The sequence below is a fragment of the Ramlibacter sp. MAHUQ-53 genome (genome assembly GCF_052600055.1).
In genome coordinates, this window is the sequence record NZ_JBQWTS010000011.1 from 25043 (window position 1) to 48429 (window position 23387).

Genomic DNA, 23387 nt, shown 5'->3' on the forward strand with positions numbered 1-23387 from the left:
TGCCCCGGCGCCCACCAAGGAAAGTTGCATGAGCATCCGCCACCTCGAGGCCCTGTTCCAGCCCCGCGCCGTCGCCGTGATCGGCGCCTCCGACCGACCCGGCAGCGTCGGCGCCGTCGTGCTTCGCAATGTGCTGCAGGGCGGCTTCGCCGGACCGGTGTGGCCGGTCAATGCGCGGCACGACCGCGTGGGCGGCGTGCGCGCCTGGCGCGATGTCGACGACCTGCCCGGCGTGCCCGACCTCGCCGTGATCTGCACGCCCGCGCCCACCGTGCCGGGCCTCATCGCGCAGCTGGGGCGGCGCGGCACGCGCGCCGCGGTGGTCCTGAGCGCCGGCCTCAAGCATGCGGCCGAGGCCGGCGGGCCGACCCTGGAGCAGGCCATGCTCGACGCGGCGCGCCCCCACCTGCTTCGCATCCTCGGCCCCAACTGCATCGGCCTGCTGGTGCCCGGCGCGGGGCTGAACGCCAGCTTCGCGCCCTCGCAGGCGCAGGCCGGATCGATCGCCTTCGTCACGCAGTCCGGCGCGCTGGCCACGGCCATGCTGGACTGGGCCTCGCCGCGCGGCATCGGCTTCTCGCACTTCATCTCGCTGGGCGACAGCGCCGACGTCGACTTCGGCGACGTGCTCGACTACCTGGCCACCGACCCGCACACCCAGTCGATCCTGATGTACGTGGAGTCGGTCAAGCACGCGCGCAAGTTCATGTCCGCCGCGCGCGCGGCGGCGCGCAACAAGCCGGTGCTGGTGGTCAAGTCCGGCCGCGTGCCCGACGGCGCCAAGGCCGCCGCCTCGCACACCGGCGCCCTGGCCGGCAGCGACGCGGTGTTCGAGGCCGCGGTGCACCGCGCCGGCATGCTGCGGGTGGACACGCTGGAGGCGCTGTTCGACGCCGCCGAGACGCTGGCGCACCGGCGCCCGCTGCGCGGCGAGCGCCTGGCCATCGTCACCAACGGCGGCGGCTGCGGCGTGCTCGCCACCGACGCCCTGGTGCTGGGCGGCGGCGCGCTGGCAACGCTGTCCGACGCCACCGTCGCCGCGCTCGACGCCTGCCTGCCCGGCACCTGGTCGCGCGGCAACCCGGTGGACATCATCGGCGACGCGCCGACGCAGCGTTACGAGGACGCCCTGCGCATCCTGCTCAACGCGCCCGAGGCCGACGGCGTGCTGTTCATGCACGCGCCCACCGCCCTGGTGCCGGCGCCCGACATCGCGGTGGCCACGCTGCCCCTGCTGCGCGAGGCGCGCAAGCCGGTGCTGGCGGGCTGGATCGGCGGGCAGGTGGTCGAGCCGGCCCGGGCGCTGTATGCGGCCGGCGGCATCCCCTGCTACGGCACGCCCGAGCGCGCCACCGCCGCCTGGCTGCAGCAGGTGCGGCACGCGCGCAGCCAGCGGCTGCTCACGCAGCTGTGCCCCGCGCAATCCTCCGCGGCGTGCCCCGACCGCGAGCGCGCCGCAGCCCTGCTCGAGGCCGCCCGCGCCGAGGGGCGGCGCTGGCTCGACGCGGTGGAGGCCAGCGAGGTGCTGGCGGCCTACGGCATCCCGGTCACGCCCACCCGCGCCGCGCGTGACGAGGACGAGGCCGCCGCGCTGGCCGGGCAGGTCGGCTTCCCGGTGGCGCTGAAGATCCGCTCGCCGCAGGTGCTGCACAAGTCGGACGTGGGCGGCGTGGTGCTGGGGCTGCGCAGCCCGCAGGAGGTGTTCGAGGCGGCGCGCGCGATGCGCCAGCGTGTGCTGGCGCTGCTGCCGCAGGCGCGCATCGACGGCTTCACGGTGCAGGCGATGGTGGAACGCCCGCTGGCGCGCGAGCTGATCGTGGGCGTCGCCGCCGACGCGGTGTTCGGGCCGGTGCTCCTGTGCGGCGCCGGCGGGGTGGAGGTGGAGCTGCGCGCGCAGCATGCAGTGGCCCTGCCGCCGCTGAACGCGAACCTGGCGCAGGAGCTGCTGGCGCGCACCGGCCTGGAGCCGCTGCTGGCGGCGCACCGGGGCCGCGCCGCCAGCGACCGCGAGGGCGTGCTGCGCACGCTGCTCCAGGTCTCGCAGCTGGCCTGCGACCATCCGGCGCTGGCCGAACTCGACATCAATCCGCTGCTGGTGGACGCCCAGGGCGTGCTGGCGGTGGACGCCCGCATCCGCGTGCACCTTCCCGGCGAGCCGGTGGCGCCCCTGGCGATCACCCCCTACCCGCAGCATCTCGAGGACACGCTGCGGCTCGACGGCGCCGCGCTGCGGGTGCGGCCGATCCGCCCCGAGGACGGCGAACGCCTGCGCGATTTCTACGCCGAGGCCTCGCCGGGCGACATGCGCCTGCGCTTCTTCACCGCGCGGCGCGAGGTGCCGGCCTCCGAGCTGGCGCGCTTCTCGCAGATCGACTACGACCGCGAGATGACCTTCATCGCCCTGGCCGAGGGCCCGCAGGGCGGGCGCATGGTGGCCGAGGTGCGCGCGGTGTGCGACCCGGACAACCGGCAGGCCGAGTTCGCGATCCAGGTCGCGGGCGACTGGCAGGGCCGGGGCCTGGGCCGGGCGCTGCTCGCGCGGATGGTGGACTACCTGCGGGCGCGGGGCACCGGCGAGCTGGTGGGGCAGTGCCAGGGCGACAACGCGCGCATGGCGCGGCTGGCGATGGCGCTGGGGTTCGAGGTGGGCAACGGCCCGGCCGACGGGCTCACCGACCTGCGGCTGGACCTGCGCGCGGTCCGCGGATAGGGAGCGACCCGGTCGCGGCGACGGGCGCCGCCGGCCTGCTGCCGAGGGGGCGAGGCGGCCGGCTTCAGGCCGCCTGCGGCTGCATCTCGAGTTGCGCGCGCAGCGCCCCCAGCAGCAGGTGCAGCTGCTTTTCCAGCCGCGTGAGCACCGGCTTCCACTCCGTCTCCGGCGCGTCGTCGCGCAGGCAGCGCTCCAGTGACTGGGCCTCGGCCCACACCCGCAGGGCGCCGACCGTGGCGGCCAGGCTGCGGGCGGTGTGGACCTCGCGGCAGGCGAGCTCCCGGTCGCCGGCGTCGAGCGCCGCGCGCACCAGGCCGGGCACGCGCTCCTGGCTGTCCGCATAGCGTTGCAGCATCTCCCGGTACAGGGCGGTGTTCCCCAGCAGGCGCTGCACTGCGCCGGCCACGTCGAGGCCGGGAATGCCCTGGGGCAGGGCGTCGAGGTGGGGCGTCAGCGGCGGCAGCGGCTCCTCGGCCGCCTGGGCCTGGCGCGCGGGGCGCCAGCGCTCCAGGGTGTCGGCGAGGCGGCGCGCGTCGACCGGCTTGGGCACCAGGTCGTTGAGGCCGGCCTGCGCGTACACGCGCTGGTCGGCGGCCGAGGCCTGGGAGGTCATGGCGATCACGGGCAGCTTGTCCAGGCCCGCGTGGCGCAGCGCGCGGGTGGCCCTGACGCCGTCCATGACCGGCATCTGGATGTCCATGAACACGAGGTCGTAGGCCGTGCGGGTGGCGGCGGCCAGCGCCTGCAGGCCGTCGGGCGCGAGGTCCACGTGCGCGCCGAGCTGCTCGAGCAGCCGGCGGCTCACCACCTGGTGGATCGGGTCGTCCTCGACGAGCAGCACGTTCAGGGGTCGGGGAGCGGTCATGGCGGTGGCGGGTGTCATGGCAGTCTGCATGACACCATGCCGCCGGGCCGCCCCTTTAGGGCATTTGCCTAGCGTTTGTCATCGGATTCCCGGGGCGGGCGGCGGGGCGTCCGCGGCCGGCACGCCGCCGGCGAAGCCGTGCTGTCGCCAGGCCTCGAACACCGTCACCGCCACCGCGTTCGACAGGTTCAGGCTGCGCTGGCCCTCGCGCATCGGCAGCTTCAGCCGCTGCGCCGGCGCGAACGACTCGCGCAGCGCCGGCGCCAGCCCGCGCGATTCGGAGCCGAACACCAGCCAGTCGCCGGGCTGGAAGGCCACGTCGTGCACCTGCCGGGTGCCGCGGGTGGTGAGGGCGAACATCCGCTGCGGGTCGGGCTGCATGGCCGCCAGGAAGGCGGCCCAGTCGGCATGGCGGCGCACGTCGGCCCACTCGTGGTAGTCGAGGCCGGCCCGCAGCAGGAGCTTGTCGTCCATGGAGAAGCCCAGGGGCTCCACCAGGTGCAGGGCGCAGCCGGTGTTGGCGGACAGCCGGATCACGTTGCCCGTGTTGGGCGGGATCTCGGGCTCGACGAGGACGATGTTGAACATGGCGGGAAGGCAGGAAAGCGGAAAGGCGGGAGGCGGAAGGCGGAAGGCCGTGGGGGTCAGAGGTCGTCGGTGCGGGCCAGCACCAGGGCGCTCACGCGGCCAGCGCCGGCCTGGCGCAGGGCCGCGGCGGCCGCGGCCAGCGAGGCGCCGGAGGTCATCACGTCGTCCACCAGCAGCAGGTGGCGGCCGGCGAGCGACGCGGCGCGCCCCGGCTCGACCGCGAAGGCCCGGGCCATGTTGCGCCGGCGCGCCTCGCGGTCCAGGGTGGCCTGCGGCGGGGTCTCGCGCACGCGCAGCAGGCTGCGCGCGTCGAGGCGGCCCGGCGGGGCCAGCCGGCGGGCCAGTTCCAGGGCCTGGTTGTAGCCGCGCTCGGCCAGGCGCGCCGGCGCCAGTGGCATCGGCAGCAGGCGGTCGGCCGCGCGCAGCAGGGCGCGGGCGCCGGGGGCTTCGCGCAGCATCGCGGCGAAGGCCGCGGCCCAGCCCGGCTCGCCGCGGAACTTGAAGCGCGCGACCAGCCCGTCCCAGGGGTAGGCATAGGGCAGGGCCGCGACGCAGCCATCGAGGGCGGCGGGCGCGCCCAGGCAGGCGCCGCACGCGGCCACGCCGGCCGCCACGGGCAGCGCGCAGCGCCCGCAACGCGGCACGGGCGCGGCGAAGCGCAGCGCGCAGGCGCCGCACACCGGCTGCGCGGGCCAGCTTCGGCACACCTCGCAGCGCGCCGGCACGGCCTGCGCCAATCCCTGGATCCAGGCTCGGAACATGGCGCTCAATATACTGGCGCGCCCTGCATGCCCGCCCCTGACGTGTCCGAACGCCCGCCCACCCTCGACCCCGTCGCCGCCGCGCGCTGGGAACGTCGCGCCCCGGCGCAATCGCCCTGGCTGCACGAAGAGGTGGCCCGGCGCATGGAGGAGCGGCTCGAGTGGATCCGGCTGCAGCCGTCCGCCTGGGTGCACTGGGGGCCGGTGCGCGGCGGGCTGCAGGCCCACGCCCTGCTGGCCAGGCGGTATCCGCAGGCCCGCTGCGTCGCGGTCGAGCCCGGTCCGGCGCAGGCCTCGGCGGCCGCGCGCGCGCTGGCTCCGCCGTGGTGGAAGCGCCTGGGCGGCTCGCGCCTGCAGGTGGCCGACCGCCCCGCCGACGGCGAGGCGCAGATGCTGTGGGCCAACATGGCCCTGCACCTGTCGGCCGACCCGATGGGCCTGATCGGCCGCTGGCACCGTGCCCTGGCGGTGGACGGCTTCCTGATGTTCTCGGCCTTCGGGCCCGACACCCTGCGCGAGCTGCGCGCCCTGTACGCCCGCCTGGGCTGGCCGCCGGCCGGCCCCGAGTTCACCGACATGCACGACTGGGGCGACATGCTGGTGCATGCCGGCTTCGCCGAGCCGGTGATGGACATGGAGCGCATCACCCTGACCTGGGCCTCGCCCGCGGCCCTGCTGGCCGAACTGCGCGAGCTCGGCGCCAACCTGCACCCCGGGCGCTTCCCCGGCCTGCGGGGGCGGGCCTGGCGCCAGCGCCTGGAGGCGGCCCTGGCCGAGGGCCTGGCCGGCCCCGACGGCCGCCTGGCCCTGACCTTCGAGGTCATTTATGGCCACGCGGTGAAGCCGGCGCCCCGCGTGCGGCTGGACGCGCAGAGCGCCGTGTCCCTGAAGGACATGCGGATGTTGCTCGGAGTCGACAGGAAGGGCTCCTGACTTTCCCTGATTTGTTGTACGGGTGCTCCCGCATGAGGACGAATTGCTGTAGGTCAACCGGGGTGTCCCTGCTTGCGGGCAGGATGTGCGCATCCGGTGCGCTCTGGAGGGATGTGCGTGCGCGCTACAATCCCGCGCTGATCTTGTGAGCGACCATCGTTCATGCCGGTGTTTCGTTTTGCCACGGTCCGGGGTCCCTGCATCGAGTGGGCCCTGCGACGCAACTGCTCGGTGACACCCGCCCAACTGGGCTGGGTCTACGCCTCGCTGTGCGTCCTGTCCCTGGGCATCGCGTTCATGTTCTGGCTGCAAGGCGCCACCCTGATCCTGCCGCTGGCCTGGTTGGAGCTGGCGGCCGTGGGGGTGGCACTGCTGGTCTATGCGCGTCACGCCACCGATGGCGAGCGCATCCGACTGCAGGGGCCGAACCTGGTGGTCGAGCTGGAGACTGCGGGCCGCCTCGAGCGCGCCGAATTCCATCGCGACTGGGTTCGCGTGGAGCCGCAGTCGGACCAGCGCTCGCTGATCGAGGTTTCGGGCCGGGGCCGGTCGGTGCAGGTGGGGCGCTTCGTGCGCCCCGAGTTGCGCCCGGCGCTGGCCCAGGAGATCAGAATGGCCTTGCGCGCGCCTGCCTGAGGGCGCGCGAGGCCGGCCGGATTGTCATTGAGGTAGATACGAAGTGAAAACGATGAAGAGCATTACCCAGAAGGCGGCAGCGATGCTGATCGCCGCGGGCGCCGCTTCCGGCGCCCTGGCGGTCGACGACCTGCCGGGCGGTCCGGCCGTCCGCCAACTGAATCTCCACACCGCTGCCACGCGCATCGCCTCGGAGCAGGCCTGGCTCCACTGGTTCATGCTGATCACCTGCGTGGTGATCTTCATCGCCGTCTTCGCGGTCATGTTCTATTCGGTGTTCAAGCACCGCCGCTCGCAGGGCGCCAAGCCCGCCAGCTTCCACGAGTCCGTGACCGTGGAAGTGATCTGGACCATCATCCCCTTCGTCATCGTGATCCTGATGGCCCTGCCGGCGACCAAGGTCCTGGTGGCCGCCAAGGACACCTCCAACGCCGACCTGACCATCAAGGCCACCGGCTACCAGTGGAAGTGGGGCTACGACTACCTCAACGGCGAAGGCGCCGGCATCTCCTTCCTCTCGGCCCTGGACACCGCCCAGCGCGAACTGTCCGACTCCGGCAAGGTCGCCGGCGCGCCGAACGACTACCTGCTCAAGGTCGACAACCCCCTGGTCGTCCCCGTGGGCAAGAAGGTCCGCATCATCACCACCGCCAATGACGTGATCCACGCCTGGGGCGTGCCGGCCTTCGGCGTCAAGCAGGATGCCATCCCGGGCTTCGTGCGCGACACCTGGTTCCGCGCCGAGAAGACCGGCGACTTCTACGGCCACTGCTACGAGCTGTGCGGCAAGGAGCACGCCTACATGCCGATCCACGTGAAGGTGCTGTCCGACAAGGACTACGCCGCCTGGGTCGTCGCCGAGCAGAAGAAGATGGCCGCCAAGGCCGATGACCCGAACAAGGTCTGGGAACTGCCGGCCCTGTCCGCCCGTGGCGAGAAGGTCTACGCCGCCAACTGTGCCGCCTGCCACCAGGCCAACGGCAAGGGCGCCGGCCCGATCAAGGCCCTCGACGGCTCGACCATCGTGCTGGACGCCGACAAGAACAAGCAGATCACCGCGCTGCTCAAGGGTATCGGCCAGGGCATGCCGGCCTGGAAGCAGCTGTCGGACACCGACATCGCCGCCGTCATCACCTACACCAAGAACAGCTGGTCCAACAAGACCGGCCAAGTGGTGCAGCCCGCCGACGTGCTGGCCCAGCGCAGCAAGTAATTCATAGAGGTATCCAAGATGAGTGCTGTACTCGACCACCACGCGCACGGTCATGACGACCACGCGCACGACCACCCGCACGGCTGGCGTCGCTGGGTCTACGCGACCAACCACAAGGACATCGGTACCCTGTACCTGCTGTTCTCGTTCTTCATGCTGATGTTCGGCGGCGTGCTCGCCCTGGGCATCCGTGCCGAGCTGTTCCAGCCCGGCCTGCAGGTCGTGAACCCCGAGCTGTTCAACCAGCTCACCACCATGCACGGCCTGATCATGGTGTTCGGCGCGATCATGCCGGCCTTCGTGGGCTTCGCGAACTGGATGATCCCGCTGCAGATCGGCGCCTCCGACATGGCGTTCGCCCGCATGAACAACTTCAGCTTCTGGCTGATGATTCCCGCGGGTATCCTGCTGGCCGCCTCGTTCTTCGTGCCCGGTGGCGCCCCCGCCGCCGGCTGGACGCTGTACGCGCCGCTGACCCTGCAGATGGGCCCCTCCATGGACATGGGCATCTTCGCGATGCACATCCTGGGCGCCTCGTCGATCATGGGCTCGATCAACATCATCGTGACCATCCTGAACATGCGCGCCCCCGGCATGACGCTGTTCAAGATGCCGATGTTCTGCTGGACCTGGCTGATCACCGCCTACCTGCTGATCGCCGTGATGCCCGTGCTGGCCGGCGCGATCACCATGACGCTGACCGACCGCCACCTGGGCACCAGCTTCTTCAACCCCGCCGCCGGCGGTGACCCGGTCATGTACCAGCACATCTTCTGGTTCTTCGGTCACCCCGAGGTGTACATCATGATCCTGCCGGCCTTCGGCATCATCAGCCAGGTCGTGCCCGCCTTCGCGCGCAAGAAGCTGTTCGGCTACGCCTCCATGGTGTACGCCACCTCGTCGATCGCCATCCTGTCGTTCATCGTGTGGGCCCACCACATGTTCACGACCGGCATGCCCGTGACCGGCCAGCTGTTCTTCATGTACGCCACGATGCTGATCGCCGTGCCGACCGCCGTGAAGATCTTCAACTGGATCGCCACCATGTGGCAGGGCTCGATGACCTTCGAGACCCCGATGCTGTTCGCTGTGGGCTTCATCTTCGTGTTCACGATGGGCGGTTTCACCGGCCTGATCCTGGCCATGGCCCCGATCGACCTGCTGCTGCAGGACACCTACTACGTCGTGGCCCACTTCCACTACGTGCTGGTGGCCGGCTCGCTGTACGCCCTGTTCGCCGGCTTCTACTACTGGGCCCCCAAGTGGACCGGCGTGATGTACAACGAGACCCGCGGCAAGATCCACTTCTGGTGGTCGCTGATCTCCTTCAACGTCACCTTCTTCCCGATGCACTTCCTGGGCCTGGCCGGCATGCCCCGCCGCTACGCCGACTACCCGATGCAGTTCGCGGACTTCAACGCCGTGGCCTCCGTGGGTGCCTTCTTCTTCGGCTTCGCCCAGGTGTACTTCTTCTTCTTCGTGGTCCTGCCGGTGATGCAGGGCAAGGGCAAGCCCGCCCCGCAGCGTCCGTGGAACGACGCCGACGGCAAGGGCGCCGAGGGCCTGGAGTGGGAAGTGCCGTCGCCGGCTCCCTTCCACACCTTCGAGAACCCGCCCAAGCTGGACGCCACCGCCACCAAGGTGATCGGCTGATCGCCGGGGCCTGACCTGAACGCCATGGAGACGACCGTGTCCGCCAACCGCGACGACAGCAAGAAAGCCAACCTGCGCATGGCGCTGATCCTGGCCTCGATCGCCGCGGCGTTCTTCGTCGGCTTCATGGTCAAGATGTTCCTGCTGGGACGCTGAGAGAACGCTGGAAGCACCGTGAGCAGCGCGCGCGAAAACGTCCGCATGGTGGGCAAGCTGGCCGTCGTGGCGGTCGGCATGTTCGCCTTCGGCTACGCGCTCGTGCCGATCTACAAGCACGTGTGCGAGGCGCTGGGCATCAACATCCTCGCCATCGGCGAGCGCCAGGTGCCCGGCGTGTCCAAGGCGCCGGCGAACACCCAGGTCGACACCAGCCGCACCATCACCGTCGAGTTCGACGCCAACGTGCGCGGCCCCTGGCAGTTCAAGCCGGCCCAGCGCTCGGTGCAGGTGCACCCGGGCGAGCTGACCACCGTGATGTACGAGTTCCAGAATGTCCAGGACCGCCGCATGGCGGCCCAGGCGATCCCGAGCTATGCGCCCAAGCAGGCGGCAGCGCACTTCAACAAGCTGGAGTGCTTCTGCTTCAACCAGTACACGCTGGAGCCGGGCGAGAAGAAGCAGTGGCCGGTGGCCTTCGTCATCGACCCCAAGCTGTCGAAGGACGTGACCACCATCACGCTCTCGTACACCTTCTTCGAGGTCGGCGCCAAGACGCCCGCCGCCCCGACGGCCGCCCTGGGCTCGCAGGAGCCGCGCTCGTGAGCGACGCCGAGGCCATGAACACGCCCGCGCACCAACGCAAAGGCTCGATGCTCCAGTCCGCCAAGGCCGTCGCCTGGGCGTTCCTGGGCATCCGCAAGAACAGCGATTACCAGCAGGACATGGGCAGGCTCAACCCGTTCCACGTCATCGCGGTGGCCCTGGTGGCCGTCGCCGTGTTCGTGGGCGGCCTGATCGGCCTGGTCCACTGGGTCGTGAAGTGATTCGACAGATTCGACAGATACAAGAGTTTCGGAAACCAGGAGTAGAAGACATGAGTTCCAGCGCACCCGGCACGACGCCGTACTACTACGTGCCCCAGCCGTCGCGCCATCCGGCGTTCGCCGCCTTCGGCCTGTTCTTCGTCATCCTGGGCGCGGGCCAGTGGATCAACGGCGTCGAGTGGGGCAAGTGGTCCCTGTTCTTCGGCCTGGCCTGGTTCGCCGTGATCCTGTTCCAGTGGTTCCGCGACGCCATCGGCGAGAGCGAGCACGGCCAGTACAGCCGCAAGATCGACATCTCCTACCGCTGGAGCATGAGCTGGTTCATCTTCTCCGAGGTGATGTTCTTCGGCGCCTTCTTCACCGCCCTGTGGTGGATGCGCTCGCACTCGGTGCCCGCCCTGGGCGGCCTCGAGAACAGCCTGGTGTGGCCCGACTTCAAGGCCGTCTGGCCCAGCGTCGCCCCCGGCGTGACCGCCTCGCCGGCCGGCATCGTCGAGCCGTTCCAGACCATGACCCCGTTCTGGCTGCCGACGATCAACACCGCGCTGCTGCTGTCCTCCGGCGTCACCCTGACCATCGCGCACCACGCGCTGCAGGTGGGCAACCGCTCCAAGACCATCACCTGGATGTGGGCCACCGTCATCCTGGGCATCGTCTTCCTGTTCGTGCAGGGCTACGAGTACGCCCATGCCTACGCCGACCTGAACCTCAAGCTCACGTCCGGTGCCTACGGCTCCACCTTCTTCCTGCTGACCGGTTTCCACGGCTTCCACGTGTTCGTCGGCATGCTGATGCTGCTGTTCATCACCCTGCGCCTGCAGAAGGGCCACTTCACCGCCGAGCGCCACTTCGGCTTCGAAGGCGCCGCCTGGTACTGGCACTTCGTGGACGTGGTGTGGCTGGGCCTGTACATCCTCGTCTACTGGATGTAATCGGCGACGGTTCCGCCAACGCCAACCATGCCAAGGGCCGCATTCGCGGCCCTTGTGCATTGGCGGGAGCGGCGGCTCAGGCGCCGGCGGGGATGCCCGTGGGTCGGATGTAGCCGAATTTCCAGGCCAGCAGGATGCAGACGAACAGCAGGATGGAAAAGCCCACACGGAACGCCAGGGCGCGGGCCATGTGCCGGCCCTTGGCCTGGCCTTCCTCGCCCTCGCGACCGCGCATCATGAAGTACAGGGCGCTGCCCAGGCTGCCGAGGATGGCCACGAAGGCCGCGATGACGAGGAAGACTTTCATGGAGGCGATTATCCGGTGCCCGATCTGAAGACCCTGCGCTTCTGGCTGGTGGCCCTGGCCGCGGCCGCCGGCCTGGCCGCCACCTTCTCGCTCGGCCTGTGGCAGTGGGGCCGCGCGCAGCAGAAGCTGGCGCTGCAGGCCGCCACCGAATCGCGGCAGGCGCTGCCGCCGCTGGAGCCCGGCGTGCTGCTGTCGCAGGACGGCTCGGCCGACCTGCTGCATCGCGCCGTGACGCTGCGCGGACAGTGGCTCGCGCAGCACACCGTCTACCTGGACAACCGCCAGATGCAGGGCCGGCCCGGCTTCTACGTGGTCACCCCGCTGCGCCTGGCCGGCAGCGAGGCGGTGGTGCTGGTCCAGCGGGGCTGGGCCCCGCGCAACTTCGTCGACCGCGCCCGGCTGCCGCCGGTGGACACGCCGGGCGGCGAGGTCACGCTCACCGGCCGCATCGCCCCGGCGCCGGCGAGGCTGTACGAGTTCGACGGCGCGGCCGCCGGCCCCATCCGGCAAAATCTCGACCTGGCCGCGTTCCGCGCAGAAACCGGCCTGCCCCTGGTGGGCGGGTCCGTGCAGCAGACCGGCGCTCCTTCCGAGGGCCTGCTGCGTGACTGGCCGGTGCCGGCCAGCGGCGCCGACAAGAACTACGGCTACGCCTTCCAGTGGTGGGGGCTGTGCAGCCTCATCCTCGTCCTCTATGTCTGGTTCCAATTCATCGCTCCCCGACGCCGACGCCGGCACTGACGCCGGCCACGCCCGCCAAGGCCTCCTCGACGAGCCGCTGCAGATGTCCGTGCACTCCCTGCCCGTTCCGGGCGAGGCCGCGCAGGACGACGCGCGCCGCACCCGCTCGGGCCGCTGGAAGATGCTGGCGGTGCTGGCGGTGTGCGCCGCGCCCGTCATCGCCTCGTACTTCACCTACTACGTGATCCGCCCGGAGGGCCGCCGCAACTTCGGCGAGCTGGTCGAGCCGCAGCGCCCGCTGCCCGCGCTCACCGCGATCACGCTGGACGGCGCGCCGGTGCCGCTGCCGTCGCTGAAGGGCCAGTGGCTGCTGGTCAGCGTCTCCAGCGGCCAGTGCGGCCCGGCCTGCGAGAACCACCTGTACCTGCAGCGCCAGCTGCGCGAGATCCTGGGCAAGGACAAGGACCGCCTGGACCGCGTCTGGCTCATCGACGACATGGCGCCCGTGCCCGAGGCGCTCAAGCCCGGGCTGCGCGAGTCCACGGTGCTGCGCGTGGACGGCCAGCAGCTGCGCCAGTGGCTGGCGCCCGCGCCGGGCCAGGCGCTGGCCGACCACCTCTACGTGGTCGACCCCATGGGCAACTGGATGATGCGCTTCCCCGCGGGCATGGACCGCGAGGCGGCCGCCAAGGCCAAGCGGGACCTGGAGCGCCTGATGCGCGCCTCCGCGGGCTGGGACGAGGCGGGGCGCAAGTGAGCGAGGCCGGCGTTCCCCTGTACGACCTCACCCCGGTCGTGCGCGTGATGCTCCTGGGCATCGCGATCGCCCTCGGGCCGCTGGCCTGGGTGTGGCTGCGAAACCGCAAGAAGCCGCTGGCGCGGCGCCTCGCGGCGCTCACGGCGCTGACCCTCTTCCTCACCTTCGACCTGGTGCTGTTCGGCGCCTTCACCCGCCTGACCGACTCCGGCCTGGGCTGTCCCGACTGGCCCGGCTGCTACGGCGAGTTCACCCCGCTGGGCGCGCACAAGGAGATCAGCCAGGCCCAGGCGGCCATGCCCACCGGCCCGGTCACGCACACCAAGGCCTGGATCGAGATGATCCACCGCTACCTGGCCACCGGCGTGGGTGTCCTGATCCTCACGCTGGCCGTCGCCAGCTGGCTGCGCCGGCGCGAGCTGCCGGTCCATCCGGGCTGGCCGCTGCTCACGCTGGCCTGGGTCTGCGTGCAGGGCGCCTTCGGCGCGCTCACGGTGACCCTGAAGCTGCAGCCGGCCATCGTCACCCTGCACCTGCTCGGGGGCCTGCTGCTGCTGGCGCTGCTGTGCCGGCAGGCCATGGGCTATGCACAGGCCCATGGCAGCCTCGCGCCGCGCCCGGTCACGCCGGGCCTGCGCGGCGGGCTGGTCGCCGGCCTGGTCCTGCTGTGGCTGCAGGTCGCCCTGGGCGGCTGGGTCAGCACCAACTACGCGGTGCTCGCCTGCGCCGAGTTCCCCCGCTGCCAGGGCAGCTGGTGGCCGCCGATGGACTTCGCCCAGGGCTTCGAGCTGTGGCGCCCGCTGGGCCTGACCGCCGCCGGCGAGCACATCACCTTCGCAGCGCTCACCGCCATCCACTACGCCCACCGGCTCATGGCCTATGCGCTGCTCGCGGTCCTCGTGGTGCTGGGCCTGCGGCTCATGCGCGTGGGGCTCGCCCGGCAGGGCCGCGTGCTGCTGGCGCTGGCCGGCTGGCAATTCCTCACCGGCCTGAGCAACGTCGTGATGGACTGGCCGCTCGTGGCCGCCGTCAGCCACACCGGGGGCGCCGCCGCCCTGGTGGTGGCCTTCACCTGGACCCTGGCCTCGTGCCGGGCCCGAGACAACCAACGCGCGCCTTCCGCGCTCGCCGCGCAGGGAGCGCGCCCATGAATCGTCTGTCCCAGTTCTACGCGCTCACCAAGCCCCGCGTCGTCCAGCTGATCGTCTTCTGCGCCGTCATCGGCATGGTGCTGGCCGTGCCCGGCGTGCCGACCTGGGAGGCGGTGGAGCGCGGCGCCATCGCCTCGGTGGGCATCTGGCTGGTCGCCGGCGCCGCCGCGGCCTTCAACTGCCTGGTCGAGAAGAGCATCGATGCCAAGATGAAGCGCACCGCCTGGCGCCCGACCGCCAAGGGCGAGCTGTCCGACACGCAGACCCTGGTGTTCGCCACCGTGCTGTGCGCGCTGGGCTCCTGGCTGCTGTGGGTCGCGGTGAACCCGCTGACCATGTGGCTGACCTTCGCCACCTTCGTCGGCTACGCCATCGTCTACACGGTGATCCTCAAGCCCCTGACCCCGCAGAACATCGTGATCGGCGGCGCCTCGGGCGCGATGCCGCCGGTGCTGGGCTGGGCCGCGATGACGGGCGAGGTCAGCCCGCAGGCGCTGATCCTGTTCCTGATCATCTTCCTGTGGACGCCCCCGCACTTCTGGGCCCTGGCCCTGTACCGCGTGGAGGACTACCGCAAGTCCGGCCTGCCGATGCTGCCGGTCACGCACGGGAACGAATTCACCCGGCTGCAGATCCTGCTCTACACCTTCGTGCTGTTCGCGGCCTGCCTGCTGCCCTTCGCGGCGGGCATGAGCGGCTGGCTGTACCTGGTGGCCGCCGTCGTGCTGAGCGCCGGTTTCTGCTGGTACGGCTGGCGCCTGTGGCGCGCCTACTCCGACGCGCTGGCCCGCAAGACCTTCCGCTTTTCCCTGATCCACCTGAGCGCGCTGTTCGCGGCGCTGCTCGTCGACCACTACATCGCCTGACCCGCCTGAAGCCATGAACCGCCGCTTCGCCCTGGCCTCGCTGGCCGCCGCCGCCTTCCTGTCCGCCTGCGGCCAGTCGAAGCCGCCCTTCCACTCGGTGGACGTCACCGGCGCCGACTACGCCAAGGACTTCGCCCTCACCGACCACGACGGCCAGCCGCGCACCCTGCAGGACTTCCGCGGCAAGCTGGTGGTGCTGTTCTTCGGCTACACGCAGTGCCCGGACGTCTGCCCCACGACGCTGACCGACCTGGCCGAGGTCAAGCGCCAGCTCGGCCCGGACGGCGACAAGCTGCAGGGCCTGTTCGTCACCGTGGACCCCGAGCGCGACACCCCCGAGGTGCTCAAGGCCTACATGGCCAACTTCGACCCCGCCTTCCTCGCCCTGCGCGGCACGCCGGCCCAGCTCGAGGAAGTGGCCAAGGACTTCAAGGTCTACTACAAGAAGGTCGAGGGCAAGGCGCCGGGCGCCTACACCATGGACCACTCGGCGGCCCACCTGGTGTACGACACCCAGGGGCGCCTGCGGCTGTACGTGCGCCCGGGCACCGGGCCCAAGGTGCTGGCCGAGGACCTGAAGCTGCTGCTCAAGTCCTGAGCCGAAGCCGAAGCCGGAGCCGGAGCCGGAGCCGGAGCCTGGCCCTGCGCCGGGCCCCGGGCCGGCTCACTCCGCCTTGATGCCCCGCATCGCGATCACGCCGCCGAGCAGCGCGGTGTCGGTCTTGATGCGGTTGGCCAGGCCCTCGGACGAGGTGCCGGCCACCTGCCAGCCCTGCTGGAACAGCTTCTGGCGCACGTCGGCCGATCGGGTGATCTCGCTGATCAGGGCCGACAGTCGCGCGATGACCGGGCGCGGCATCGAGGACGGCGCGGCCACGCCGTTCCACACCTCGAGCTGCAGGCCGCGCGTGATGCCCTGCTCGTCGAGGCTGGGGAATTCGGGCACCAGCGAGCTGCGGCCGGTGGAGGTCACCCCGATGGCGCGCAGCCGGCCCGAGCGGATGTGCGGCAGGGCCAGGCCCGGCGGCAGCAGCGCGAGCTGGAGCTGGCCGCTGATCATCGCGGTGATGACCTGCGGGTTGCCGGGGTAGGGCACATGCACCGGCGCGATGCCGGTGCGCGACTTCAGCAGCTCCATGCCGATGTGGGACACCGTGCCCACGCCCGGCGAGCCGTAGCTCCACTTGTTGCCGGCGTTGCGCGCGGCCAGGAAGAACTCGGTGCCGCTGGCGCCCGGCGCGCCGGCCGGCGCGGTGAGCAGCAGGGGGGCGGTACCGATCAGGCTGATCGGCGCGAAATCCTTGAGCGGGTCGTAGGGCACCGCCGGGTTGAGCAGCTTGGCGATGGTCATGTTGCCGTTGATCATCAGGCCCAGCGTGTGGCCGTCGGTGGCCTTGGCCACCGCGTCCGCGGCGATGTTGCCGCCGGCGCCGACGCGGTTCTCCACCACCACCGGCTGGCCCAGGGCCTTGGACAGCGGCTCGGCCAGGGTGCGCGCGGTGAGGTCGGGCGAGGACCCGGCGGGGAAGCCCACGATCAGGTGCACCGGGCGGCTCGGCCAGGACGGGGTCGCCGCCGCGGACGCTGCCGGGCGGGCGCTGCGGGGCGCGGCCGGCTGTGCGAGCACGGGGCCGCCGGCGGCGGCGAGGGACAGCGCCAGCCACTGGCGGCGGGACAGGTCGGGGCGGTTCATGGGCAGATCTCCTTGGGAAGATGCTAACGCGCGAAGGCGCGTCAGAAATTGATGGCGCGGATGGCGCGGCGCGGGTCGGCGCGCATGGCGTCGCAGGCCTCGTCCATCCACTTCAGGCAGCGGCGCGCGTCGAGCTCGTGGTCGGGCAGCAGCGCCACGGCGACGTGGAACTTCAGCGTGGTGGCGCGCGGCAGGGCCCGCGCCTCCTGCAGGCCCTGGGCCACCACCTGCTGCGCCCGGGCCAGGGCCGCAGGGCCGGTGGTGGGGCCTTCGATCAGCAGGGCGAAGTCGCGCTCGCCGGTGCGGGCCGCCACGTCGATGTCGGCTGCGGCGCGCCGCAGGATGGAGGCGGCCACCACCAGCGCGCGGTTGGCGGCCTCGCGGCCGAGCTCCTCGACCAGCGCCTCGTGGTTGGACAGCCGCACGCCCAGCACCGCGCAGGCATGGTGCAGGTTGCGGGCGCGCGCGAGGGCGTCGTCCAGGCGGCTGACCAGGGTACCGCGGTCCTGCAGGCCGGTCAGGGCGTCGGTGTGGTGCAGCTCGGCGGCGCGCTGCCCGGTGTGGCGGCGGCGCGCGGCGCGGCGGCTCAGGGCGTAGTACAGCACCGGCATCTGCATCGCCGTGCCGACGCCCAGGCCCCAGTGGCCCGGGCCGACGTCCCGCCCCACCCAGCCCATTTCCTGCGCGAGCGAGAGGGCGGCCATCCCGGCCCCGGGCAGGAAGCCCACGGCGATCCAGCCGGTGGCGGCGTCGCGTCCCTTGCGCCAGGCCAGCACGATCAGCCCGGCGCCCACCAGCAGGGCGCCGGCGACCAGGTGGTTCACCAGCGCCTGGCTGGCCGCCGTATCGACGAAGGCGTGCATCGCCACGGCGGAGAGCAGCGCCGCCAGGAAGCTCCAGCAGGCCAGGTTCAGGGCCCGCGAGAAGCGCGCCGGCTCGGTGACCACCTTCACCAGCCAGAGGCCGGCGGCGGCGGCCGTCCCGGGGCTGATGCGGTGGGCCAGCGCGTCCCAGTCGGGCTCGCCAGGCCAGAGGTGGCGGCTGGCGACGCCCAGCGACACCGCCTGGGCCAGCCCCAGCAGCAGCAGGTAGGCGGCGAAGGCGGCGAAGTTGCGGTCACGCTCGGCGACCGCATGGCCGGCCGAGGCCGCGACCAGCAGGCCGATCATGCCGAAGTAGGCCCCGGCGGCGAGGTCTCCCGAGGTGGGCGCGACGGCCGCGGCCTGGGCCCAGGCGGTGGCCGCGGGCGCCACGCCGAGTACCAAGGTGTACGGAATGCGTCGGATGGTTTTCACCCGGCCGATTGTTTCCCAACGGACGCGCATGAAAAAGCCCGGCATGCCGGGCTTCGGGGGCTTGTGGGGCCGACGCGACGCCGGGTCAGGCGTAGGCGGCCAGCGCCTTCTTCATCTTCTTCATCGCGGCGGCCTCGATCTGGCGGATCCGCTCGGCGGACACGCCGTACTCGGCGGCCAGCTCGTGCAGGGTCATGCCGCCGGAGCCGTCGTCATTCACCTTGAGCCAGCGCTCCTCGACGATCCGGCGGCTGCGCGGGTCCAGTTCCTCGAGCGCGGCGGCGATGCCGTCGCTGGCCAGCTGGTCACGCTGGCGCGACTCGATCACCGCGGTGGGCTCGTGGCTGGCGTCGGTCAGGTAGGCGATGGGGCCGAAGGCGTCCTCGCCGTCGTCGCCGGGCGCAGGGTCGAGCATCACGTCGCCGCCGGCCATGCGGGTTTCCATCTCCATGACCTCTTCACGCTTGACGTTCAGCTCGCGGGCCATGACGTCGATCTGCGCGTCGGTCAGCGTCTCGCGGTGGGTCGGGGCGTCGGCCTCGTCCTTGAAGCCCTGCTTCATGGAGCGCAGGTTGAAGAACAGCTTGCGCTGGGCCTTGGTGGTCGCCACCTTGACCATGCGCCAGTTCTTTAGGATGTACTCGTGGATCTCGGCCTTGATCCAGTGCAGGGCGTAGGAGACCAGGCGCACGCCCTGGTCCGGGTCGAAGCGCTTGACGGCCTTCATCAGGCCGATGTTGCCTTCCTGGATCAGGTCGCCATGGGGCAGGCCGTAGCCCAGGTACTTGCGCGAGACCGACACCACCAGCCGCAGGTGCGACAGCACCAGCTTCCCGGCGGCTTCCAGGTCGTTCTGGTCGCGCAGCTTGCGGGCGTAGTCCTGCTCCTCTTCCGGGGTGAGCATGGGCAGGCGGTTGACCGCGGAGATGTAGGCGTCGAGGTTGCCCAGCGACGGGACCATGGACCAGGCGTTGGCCGTGGCCAGGCCGGTGCGGGGCAGGGTGAGGGCGGTGGACATTCGGGAAGGTCCTTTCTCGTAAGCTTCTGGAATGTTAGCACTCGATTCGATAGAGTGCTAACAGCCGAGTTCCCTACGCCATGACGCCCGACACCTGCATCCTGAGCCTGACCACCACCGTCGCCAGCGAGGCCGACGCCGGCCGCCTCGCCCAGGGCCTGCTGGCCGCCCGCCTGGCCGCCTGCGTGCAGGTGGAGGCGGGGCTGGTCTCCCATTACCGCTGGCAGGGGACGGTCCAGGCCGACCCGGAGTGGCGGCTCACGGCCAAGACCCTGCCGGGGCTGCGGCTGGCGGTGGAGGCCTTCCTGGCCGACCACCACCCGTACGACCTGCCCCAGGTCCTGTGGCAGGCGATGGAGGCCGGCGCGGCCTATGCCGAATGGGTGCGCGGGGAGGTCAGCGCACCTGCAGGCGCGGTTCCGAACCCGCCGGCGTGACCTCGCCCACCACCGCGGCGGCGTCGAAGCCGTGGCGTCGGAAGGTGGCCAGCACGGCGTCCACCGCGCCCGGCTCGCACGAGACCAGCAGGCCGCCGCTGGTCTGCGGGTCGGACAGCAGGGCCTGGTGGGCGGGATCGAAGCCGGCCGGCAGGCCGACCTCGGTGCCATAGCCCGCCCAGTTGCGGCCCGACGCCCCGGTGACGAAGCCGGCGCGCGCCAGCGCCTCCACCCCGGGCAGCACCGGCACCTTCGCCCAGTCCAGCGTGATGCCGACGCCGGCGCCGCGCGCCAGCTCCAGCGCGTGGCCGGCCAGGCCGAAGCCGGTGACGTCGGTGAGCGCATGCACGCCGGGCAGGGCCGCCAGCTCGGGGCCGGGGGTGTTCAGGCGGGTGGTGGTCTCGATCATGCGGGCGTAGCCGGCGGCGTCGAGCTGCTCCTTCTTCAGGGCGGCGGACAGCACGCCCACGCCCAGGGGCTTGCCCAGGACCAGCCGGTCGCCGGCGCGGGCGTCGGCGTTGCGCTTGACCTGCTTGGGGTGCACCAGGCCCAGGGCCACCAGGCCGTAGATCGGCTCGACCGAGTCGATGGTGTGGCCGCCCGCGATCGGGATGCCGGCGGCGCGGCACACCGACTGGCCGCCCTCCAGGATGCGGCCGATGGTGGCGGTGGACAGCACGCTCACCGGCATGCCCACCAGGGCCAGCGCCATGATCGGGCGGCCGCCCATGGCGTAGACGTCGGAGATGGCGTTGGTCGCGGCGATGCGCCCGAAGTCGAACGGGTCGTCGACGATGGGCATGAAGAAGTCGGTGGTGGCGATCAGCGCCTGGTCGTCATTGAGCTGGTAGACGGCGGCGTCGTCTGCGGTCTCGATGCCCACCAGCAGTTCGGGGGGCAGCGGCATGCCGCCGGTGCCCTTGAGGATCTCGGAGAGCACGCCCGGGGCGATCTTGCAGCCGCAGCCGCCGCCATGCGAGAGGGAGGTCAGGCGCGGTTCGGTGGGCGGGGTCGTGGCGTTCATGGTGTGGCGGGATCCTGGAGGTCCTGGAGGAGTTGGAGCAGGGCGGCGCGCTCGGCCTCGGGCTCGAACAGCGGCGCGCGAAGTGCACATTGTCCGCGCAGGCGGGCCAGCAGGCCGGCCGGGTCCGCCTGGGTGTCGCGGCATTCGCGCAGCAGGGCGGCCAGGCGGGCCGCATCGTCATGCGGGAAGTAGCCGGCGTAGTCGGCGCCGAGCATGCCGACGTTGCCGCCCACCCGCGAGGCCAGCACCGGCGTGCCGCTGCGCACCGCCTCGAGCACCACATGGGCGCCGCCCTCCATGGCGCTGGTGATCACCAGCACATGGGCGCGGGCGATCGCCAGGCGGGCGCGCGCGTGCGAGAGCCCGCCGAGCCAGCGGTAGGTGGGCACGTCCACCTCGGTGCGGATGGCGGCTTCGGCCCACTCCGGATCGAGCGCCTCGCCGATGTGGTCGATGCGGATGTCGTTGCGGCCCTCGAGCTGGCGCGCTGCCTGCATCAGCGTCTGCGGGCTCTTGACCGAGCGCATGTGGCCCACCATCACCGCCCGCAGCAGGCGCGGCGATTTCGCCTTGGGCGCGCTGGCCGGGGCGGACTGGTAGATCACGCGGGCCTTGGCGCGCACCGGCGGCGGCAGGGCCTGCAGGCCCTGCTCCTGCAGCACCACCAGGCGCTGCGCGGACTCCAGCGACTGCTTGGCGCGGCGGTCGCTGAAGATGTCGTGGTACAGGTCCGTGCCGGTGAGGACGACGGCCAGGCCCTGCGGGCCGCGGGCCTTGTCCCAGGCGCGGATCGCCGCGGACGAGCGCCGCGCGTGCAGGGCCAGCAGGGCGACGTCGCGCTCGGCGTGTTCGTCGGGCCAGTGGGTGAGGATGCGCACGTTGTGCGTGCGCGCGAGCAGCTGGCGCCAGCGCTTGGCGGTGCGCCAGTTGCCGTTGTTGGCATCTTCGAGGGCGGGGCTGACGAGGGCGATGGAGGGGCGTGGCACCGGGCGTTTATACGCGCTCGCGCCAGGCGCTCCCGGCATGCGCCCGCGCGCCGCCCTCGCCGGACCGCGCCGGACCGCGCCGGACCGCGCCGGACCGCGCCGGACCGCGCGATGCCGTGTTCCCGGCATCGGTTCTAATAGCGGCTTCCGGGCGCCTTCACACACCCGGTATCCACGGAGAAACCCATGTCCACGATCCAACGGCGCGCCGTCCTGGCCGCCGCATGCCTGGCCGCAGCCGGCCTGTCCTCGCCGGCCTTCGCGCAGGCCCGCACCTTCCGCATCACCGCCATCCCCGACGAGTCGCCCACCGAGCTGGCCCGCAAGGCCGCGCCCCTGGTCAAGTACCTCGAGCAGCGACTGGGCATGAAGGTCGAATACACCCCCGTCACCGACTACGCCGCCGCGGTCGAGGCGCTGGCCAACCAGCAGGTCGACATGGCCTGGTACGGCGGCTTCACTTTCGTGCAGGCCCTGCACCGCTCGGGCGGCAAGGTCGTCCCGCTGGTGCAGCGCGAGGAGGACGAGAAGTTCCGCTCGGTCTTCATCACCACCGACGACAGGATCAAGGCGCTGGCCGACCTCAAGGGCAAGACCCTGAGCTTCGGCTCGCAGTCGTCCACCTCCGGCCACCTGATGCCGCGCAGCTTCCTGCTGGCCGGCGGCGTGGACCCGGAGAAGGACCTCAAGCGCGTCGCCTATTCCGGCGCGCACGACGCCACCGTGGCCGCCGTGGCCTCGGGCAAGGTCGACGCCGGCGCGCTGAACATCTCGGTCTGGGAGAAGCTGGTCGCCGACAAGAAGGTCGCCCCGGCCAAGGTGCGCGTGTTCCACACCACGCCGCCGTACTACGACTACAACTGGACGGTCCACGCCGACATGCCCGCCGCCCAGCGCGAGAAGCTGGCCCGGGCCTTCCTCGACCTGTCCCGTGCCACGCCCGAGGGCAGGGACATCCTCGAGCTGCAGCGCGCGACGAAGTTCGTGGCCACCAGGGCCGAGAACTACAAGGGCATCGAGGCCGCGGCCCGCAACGCCGGCCTGCTGAAGTAAGCCGCGCGTGCGCCTCGAGCTCGACGCCCTGTCGGTGCGCCACCCCGGCGCCGCGCGCGGCGCGGCGCCCGCGCTGCACCCGCTGGCGCTGCGCGTCGAGCCGGGCGAGCAGCTGGCCGTGATCGGCCCCTCGGGCGCGGGCAAGACCTCGTTGCTTCACGCCCTGGCCTGCGCGCTGCGGCCGGCCTCGGGCACGCTGCGCCTGGACGGGCGCGACCCCTGGTCGCTGCCCGCGGGCGACCTGCGCCGGCTGCGCGGCGCGCTGTTCCTCGCGCCCCAGGTGCCGCCGCTGCCGCCGCGCCAGCGCGTGGTGACCGCGGTGCTGGCCGGCCGCCTGCCCCGCATCGGGCTGTGGCACAGCCTGCGCAGCCTGTTCTACCCCACGGCCATTCCCGAAGCCGAGGCCGCGCTCGCGGCCTTCGACCTCGACGACAAGCTGTTCGCGCGGGTCGACCGCCTCTCCGGCGGCGAGCGCCAGCGCGTGGGCCTGGCCCGCGCCCTGGTGGCGCACCCGCGGCTGCTGCTGGTGGACGAGCCGCTGTCGGCGCTGGACCCGGCGCGCGCCGCGCAGGCCATGGCCACGCTCACCGGCGCGGCGCGCGAGCAGGGCGCCACCCTGGTGTGCACCCTGCACGACGTGCCGATGGCGCTGCGCAGCTTCCCGCGCATCCTGGGCCTGGCCGACGGCCGCCTGCAGTTCGACCTGCCCAGCGCCGAGGTCACGCCCGCGCGCCTGCGGGCGCTGTACGCCCACCACCTCGACGAGCTCGAGCACCCCGCGCCGCCGCACGAGCCGCCGCCCCCGGCCGGTCCCGCGCCGGTGGTGATGCAGTGCCGGTGAGGCC

The 23387-nt window shown here is 71.9% G+C and carries 26 protein-coding genes; 17 read left to right on the top strand and 9 right to left on the bottom strand.

The features are described 5' to 3' along the window. Positions 1–28 precede the first annotated feature (28 nt). Positions 29–2710: a bifunctional acetate--CoA ligase family protein/GNAT family N-acetyltransferase gene (locus tag ACT80S_RS15965; RefSeq protein ID WP_377417617.1), complete on the top strand. Its 2682-nt coding sequence runs from the start codon at positions 29–31 to the stop codon at positions 2708–2710. A gap of 64 nt (positions 2711–2774) precedes the next feature. Here ACT80S_RS15965 and ACT80S_RS15970 read toward each other — a convergent pair whose 3' ends face one another. The 3 genes from ACT80S_RS15970 to ACT80S_RS15980 all read right to left on the bottom strand — a co-directional run bounded on the left by ACT80S_RS15970 (position 2775) and on the right by ACT80S_RS15980 (position 4924). Next, the gene (locus ACT80S_RS15970; RefSeq protein ID WP_377417619.1) at positions 2775–3575 is read right to left on the bottom strand and encodes a response regulator; all 801 of its coding nucleotides are present in this window, start codon (positions 3573–3575) and stop codon (positions 2775–2777) included. A 78-nt stretch (positions 3576–3653) separates the two neighbouring features. Continuing rightward, on the bottom strand, positions 3654–4163 hold the full coding sequence (locus ACT80S_RS15975; RefSeq protein WP_377417621.1) for a tRNA (cytidine(34)-2'-O)-methyltransferase: 510 nt from the start codon (positions 4161–4163) through the stop codon (positions 3654–3656). A 56-nt stretch (positions 4164–4219) separates the two neighbouring features. Then, positions 4220–4924 carry a ComF family protein gene (locus ACT80S_RS15980; RefSeq protein ID WP_377417623.1) on the bottom strand — a complete coding sequence of 235 codons (705 nt, stop codon included), beginning with the start codon at positions 4922–4924 and terminating at the stop codon, positions 4220–4222. Positions 4925–4951: 27 nt separating this feature from the next. Between ACT80S_RS15980 and ACT80S_RS15985 the strand changes: the two genes are divergently transcribed. The 8 genes from ACT80S_RS15985 (at position 4952) to ACT80S_RS16020 (ending at position 11274) form a co-directional block, all read left to right on the top strand. Next, on the top strand, positions 4952–5857 hold the full coding sequence (locus tag ACT80S_RS15985) for a biotin synthase (RefSeq protein WP_377417625.1): 906 nt from the start codon (positions 4952–4954) through the stop codon (positions 5855–5857). A 162-nt stretch (positions 5858–6019) separates the two neighbouring features. Further along, a complete protein-coding gene (locus ACT80S_RS15990; protein ID WP_377417627.1) occupies positions 6020–6493 on the top strand; it encodes a DUF2244 domain-containing protein in 474 nt (157 codons plus the stop codon). Positions 6494–6545: 52 nt separating this feature from the next. Further along, the gene (coxB, locus tag ACT80S_RS15995; protein WP_377417629.1) at positions 6546–7706 is read left to right on the top strand and encodes a cytochrome c oxidase subunit II; all 1161 of its coding nucleotides are present in this window, start codon (positions 6546–6548) and stop codon (positions 7704–7706) included. Between the two features lie 18 nt (positions 7707–7724). Further along, on the top strand, positions 7725–9359 hold the full coding sequence (gene ctaD / locus ACT80S_RS16000) for a cytochrome c oxidase subunit I (RefSeq protein WP_377417631.1): 1635 nt from the start codon (positions 7725–7727) through the stop codon (positions 9357–9359). A 24-nt stretch (positions 9360–9383) separates the two neighbouring features. Continuing rightward, positions 9384–9515 (top strand): cytochrome oxidase small assembly protein, encoded by a 132-nt coding sequence (locus ACT80S_RS16005; RefSeq protein ID WP_377417633.1) that lies wholly within the window; start codon positions 9384–9386, stop codon positions 9513–9515. 18 nt (positions 9516–9533) lie between these two features. Then, positions 9534–10121, top strand: coding sequence for a cytochrome c oxidase assembly protein (locus tag ACT80S_RS16010; RefSeq protein ID WP_377417635.1), 588 nt, complete (start codon positions 9534–9536; stop codon positions 10119–10121). A 14-nt stretch (positions 10122–10135) separates the two neighbouring features. Beyond that, complete coding sequence (locus tag ACT80S_RS16015) at positions 10136–10342, top strand: DUF2970 domain-containing protein (RefSeq protein WP_377417854.1); 207 nt, start codon at positions 10136–10138, stop codon at positions 10340–10342. A gap of 50 nt (positions 10343–10392) precedes the next feature. Then, positions 10393–11274, top strand: coding sequence for a cytochrome c oxidase subunit 3 (locus ACT80S_RS16020; protein ID WP_377417637.1), 882 nt, complete (start codon positions 10393–10395; stop codon positions 11272–11274). A gap of 76 nt (positions 11275–11350) precedes the next feature. Here ACT80S_RS16020 and ACT80S_RS16025 read toward each other — a convergent pair whose 3' ends face one another. Further along, positions 11351–11581, bottom strand: coding sequence for a twin transmembrane helix small protein (locus tag ACT80S_RS16025; RefSeq protein ID WP_377417639.1), 231 nt, complete (start codon positions 11579–11581; stop codon positions 11351–11353). A gap of 15 nt (positions 11582–11596) precedes the next feature. Between ACT80S_RS16025 and ACT80S_RS16030 the strand changes: the two genes are divergently transcribed. From ACT80S_RS16030 to ACT80S_RS16050, 5 genes are read left to right on the top strand one after another with little or no spacing between them, the layout of a single operon-like run. Further along, positions 11597–12322: an SURF1 family protein gene (locus tag ACT80S_RS16030; protein ID WP_377417641.1), complete on the top strand. Its 726-nt coding sequence runs from the start codon at positions 11597–11599 to the stop codon at positions 12320–12322. Further along, positions 12276–13019, top strand: a complete 744-nt coding sequence (locus ACT80S_RS16035; protein ID WP_377417643.1) for an SCO family protein — start codon at positions 12276–12278, stop codon at positions 13017–13019. The genes ACT80S_RS16030 and ACT80S_RS16035 overlap by 47 nt, the downstream gene beginning before the upstream one ends. Before the next feature lie 47 nt (positions 13020–13066). Further along, positions 13067–14170, top strand: a complete 1104-nt coding sequence (locus tag ACT80S_RS16040; protein ID WP_377417856.1) for a COX15/CtaA family protein — start codon at positions 13067–13069, stop codon at positions 14168–14170. After that, positions 14167–15036 carry a heme o synthase gene (gene cyoE, locus ACT80S_RS16045; RefSeq protein ID WP_377417645.1) on the top strand — a complete coding sequence of 290 codons (870 nt, stop codon included), beginning with the start codon at positions 14167–14169 and terminating at the stop codon, positions 15034–15036. Before ACT80S_RS16040 ends, cyoE begins: the two co-directional genes overlap by 4 nt. A gap of 13 nt (positions 15037–15049) precedes the next feature. Continuing rightward, complete coding sequence (locus ACT80S_RS16050) at positions 15050–15634, top strand: SCO family protein (protein ID WP_377417647.1); 585 nt, start codon at positions 15050–15052, stop codon at positions 15632–15634. Positions 15635–15700: 66 nt separating this feature from the next. Here ACT80S_RS16050 and ACT80S_RS16055 read toward each other — a convergent pair whose 3' ends face one another. The 3 genes from ACT80S_RS16055 to rpoH all read right to left on the bottom strand — a co-directional run bounded on the left by ACT80S_RS16055 (position 15701) and on the right by rpoH (position 19042). Beyond that, a complete protein-coding gene (locus tag ACT80S_RS16055) occupies positions 15701–16729 on the bottom strand; it encodes a Bug family tripartite tricarboxylate transporter substrate binding protein (RefSeq protein WP_377417649.1) in 1029 nt (342 codons plus the stop codon). Positions 16730–16770: 41 nt separating this feature from the next. Continuing rightward, the gene (locus tag ACT80S_RS16060) at positions 16771–18024 is read right to left on the bottom strand and encodes a 7TM diverse intracellular signaling domain-containing protein (RefSeq protein WP_377417651.1); all 1254 of its coding nucleotides are present in this window, start codon (positions 18022–18024) and stop codon (positions 16771–16773) included. Between the two features lie 85 nt (positions 18025–18109). Beyond that, positions 18110–19042, bottom strand: coding sequence for an RNA polymerase sigma factor RpoH (rpoH, locus tag ACT80S_RS16065; protein WP_377417653.1), 933 nt, complete (start codon positions 19040–19042; stop codon positions 18110–18112). A gap of 80 nt (positions 19043–19122) precedes the next feature. On the opposite strand from rpoH, the gene cutA reads away from it, so the two are divergent. Next, positions 19123–19479 carry a divalent-cation tolerance protein CutA gene (cutA, locus tag ACT80S_RS16070; RefSeq protein WP_377417655.1) on the top strand — a complete coding sequence of 119 codons (357 nt, stop codon included), beginning with the start codon at positions 19123–19125 and terminating at the stop codon, positions 19477–19479. Here the strand turns inward: cutA and selD are convergent. Next, entirely contained in the window at positions 19439–20503 is a 1065-nt protein-coding gene (gene selD / locus ACT80S_RS16075; RefSeq protein ID WP_377417657.1) for a selenide, water dikinase SelD, read from the bottom strand. The genes cutA and selD overlap by 41 nt on opposite strands. Continuing rightward, complete coding sequence (gene senB, locus ACT80S_RS16080; RefSeq protein WP_377417659.1) at positions 20500–21489, bottom strand: selenoneine biosynthesis selenosugar synthase SenB; 990 nt, start codon at positions 21487–21489, stop codon at positions 20500–20502. The genes selD and senB overlap by 4 nt, the downstream gene beginning before the upstream one ends. A gap of 186 nt (positions 21490–21675) precedes the next feature. On the opposite strand from senB, the gene ACT80S_RS16085 reads away from it, so the two are divergent. Further along, positions 21676–22542, top strand: a complete 867-nt coding sequence (locus tag ACT80S_RS16085; protein WP_377417661.1) for a putative selenate ABC transporter substrate-binding protein — start codon at positions 21676–21678, stop codon at positions 22540–22542. Between the two features lie 7 nt (positions 22543–22549). After that, positions 22550–23383: a phosphonate ABC transporter ATP-binding protein gene (locus tag ACT80S_RS16090; protein WP_377417663.1), complete on the top strand. Its 834-nt coding sequence runs from the start codon at positions 22550–22552 to the stop codon at positions 23381–23383. Positions 23384–23387: the final 4 nt, after the last annotated feature.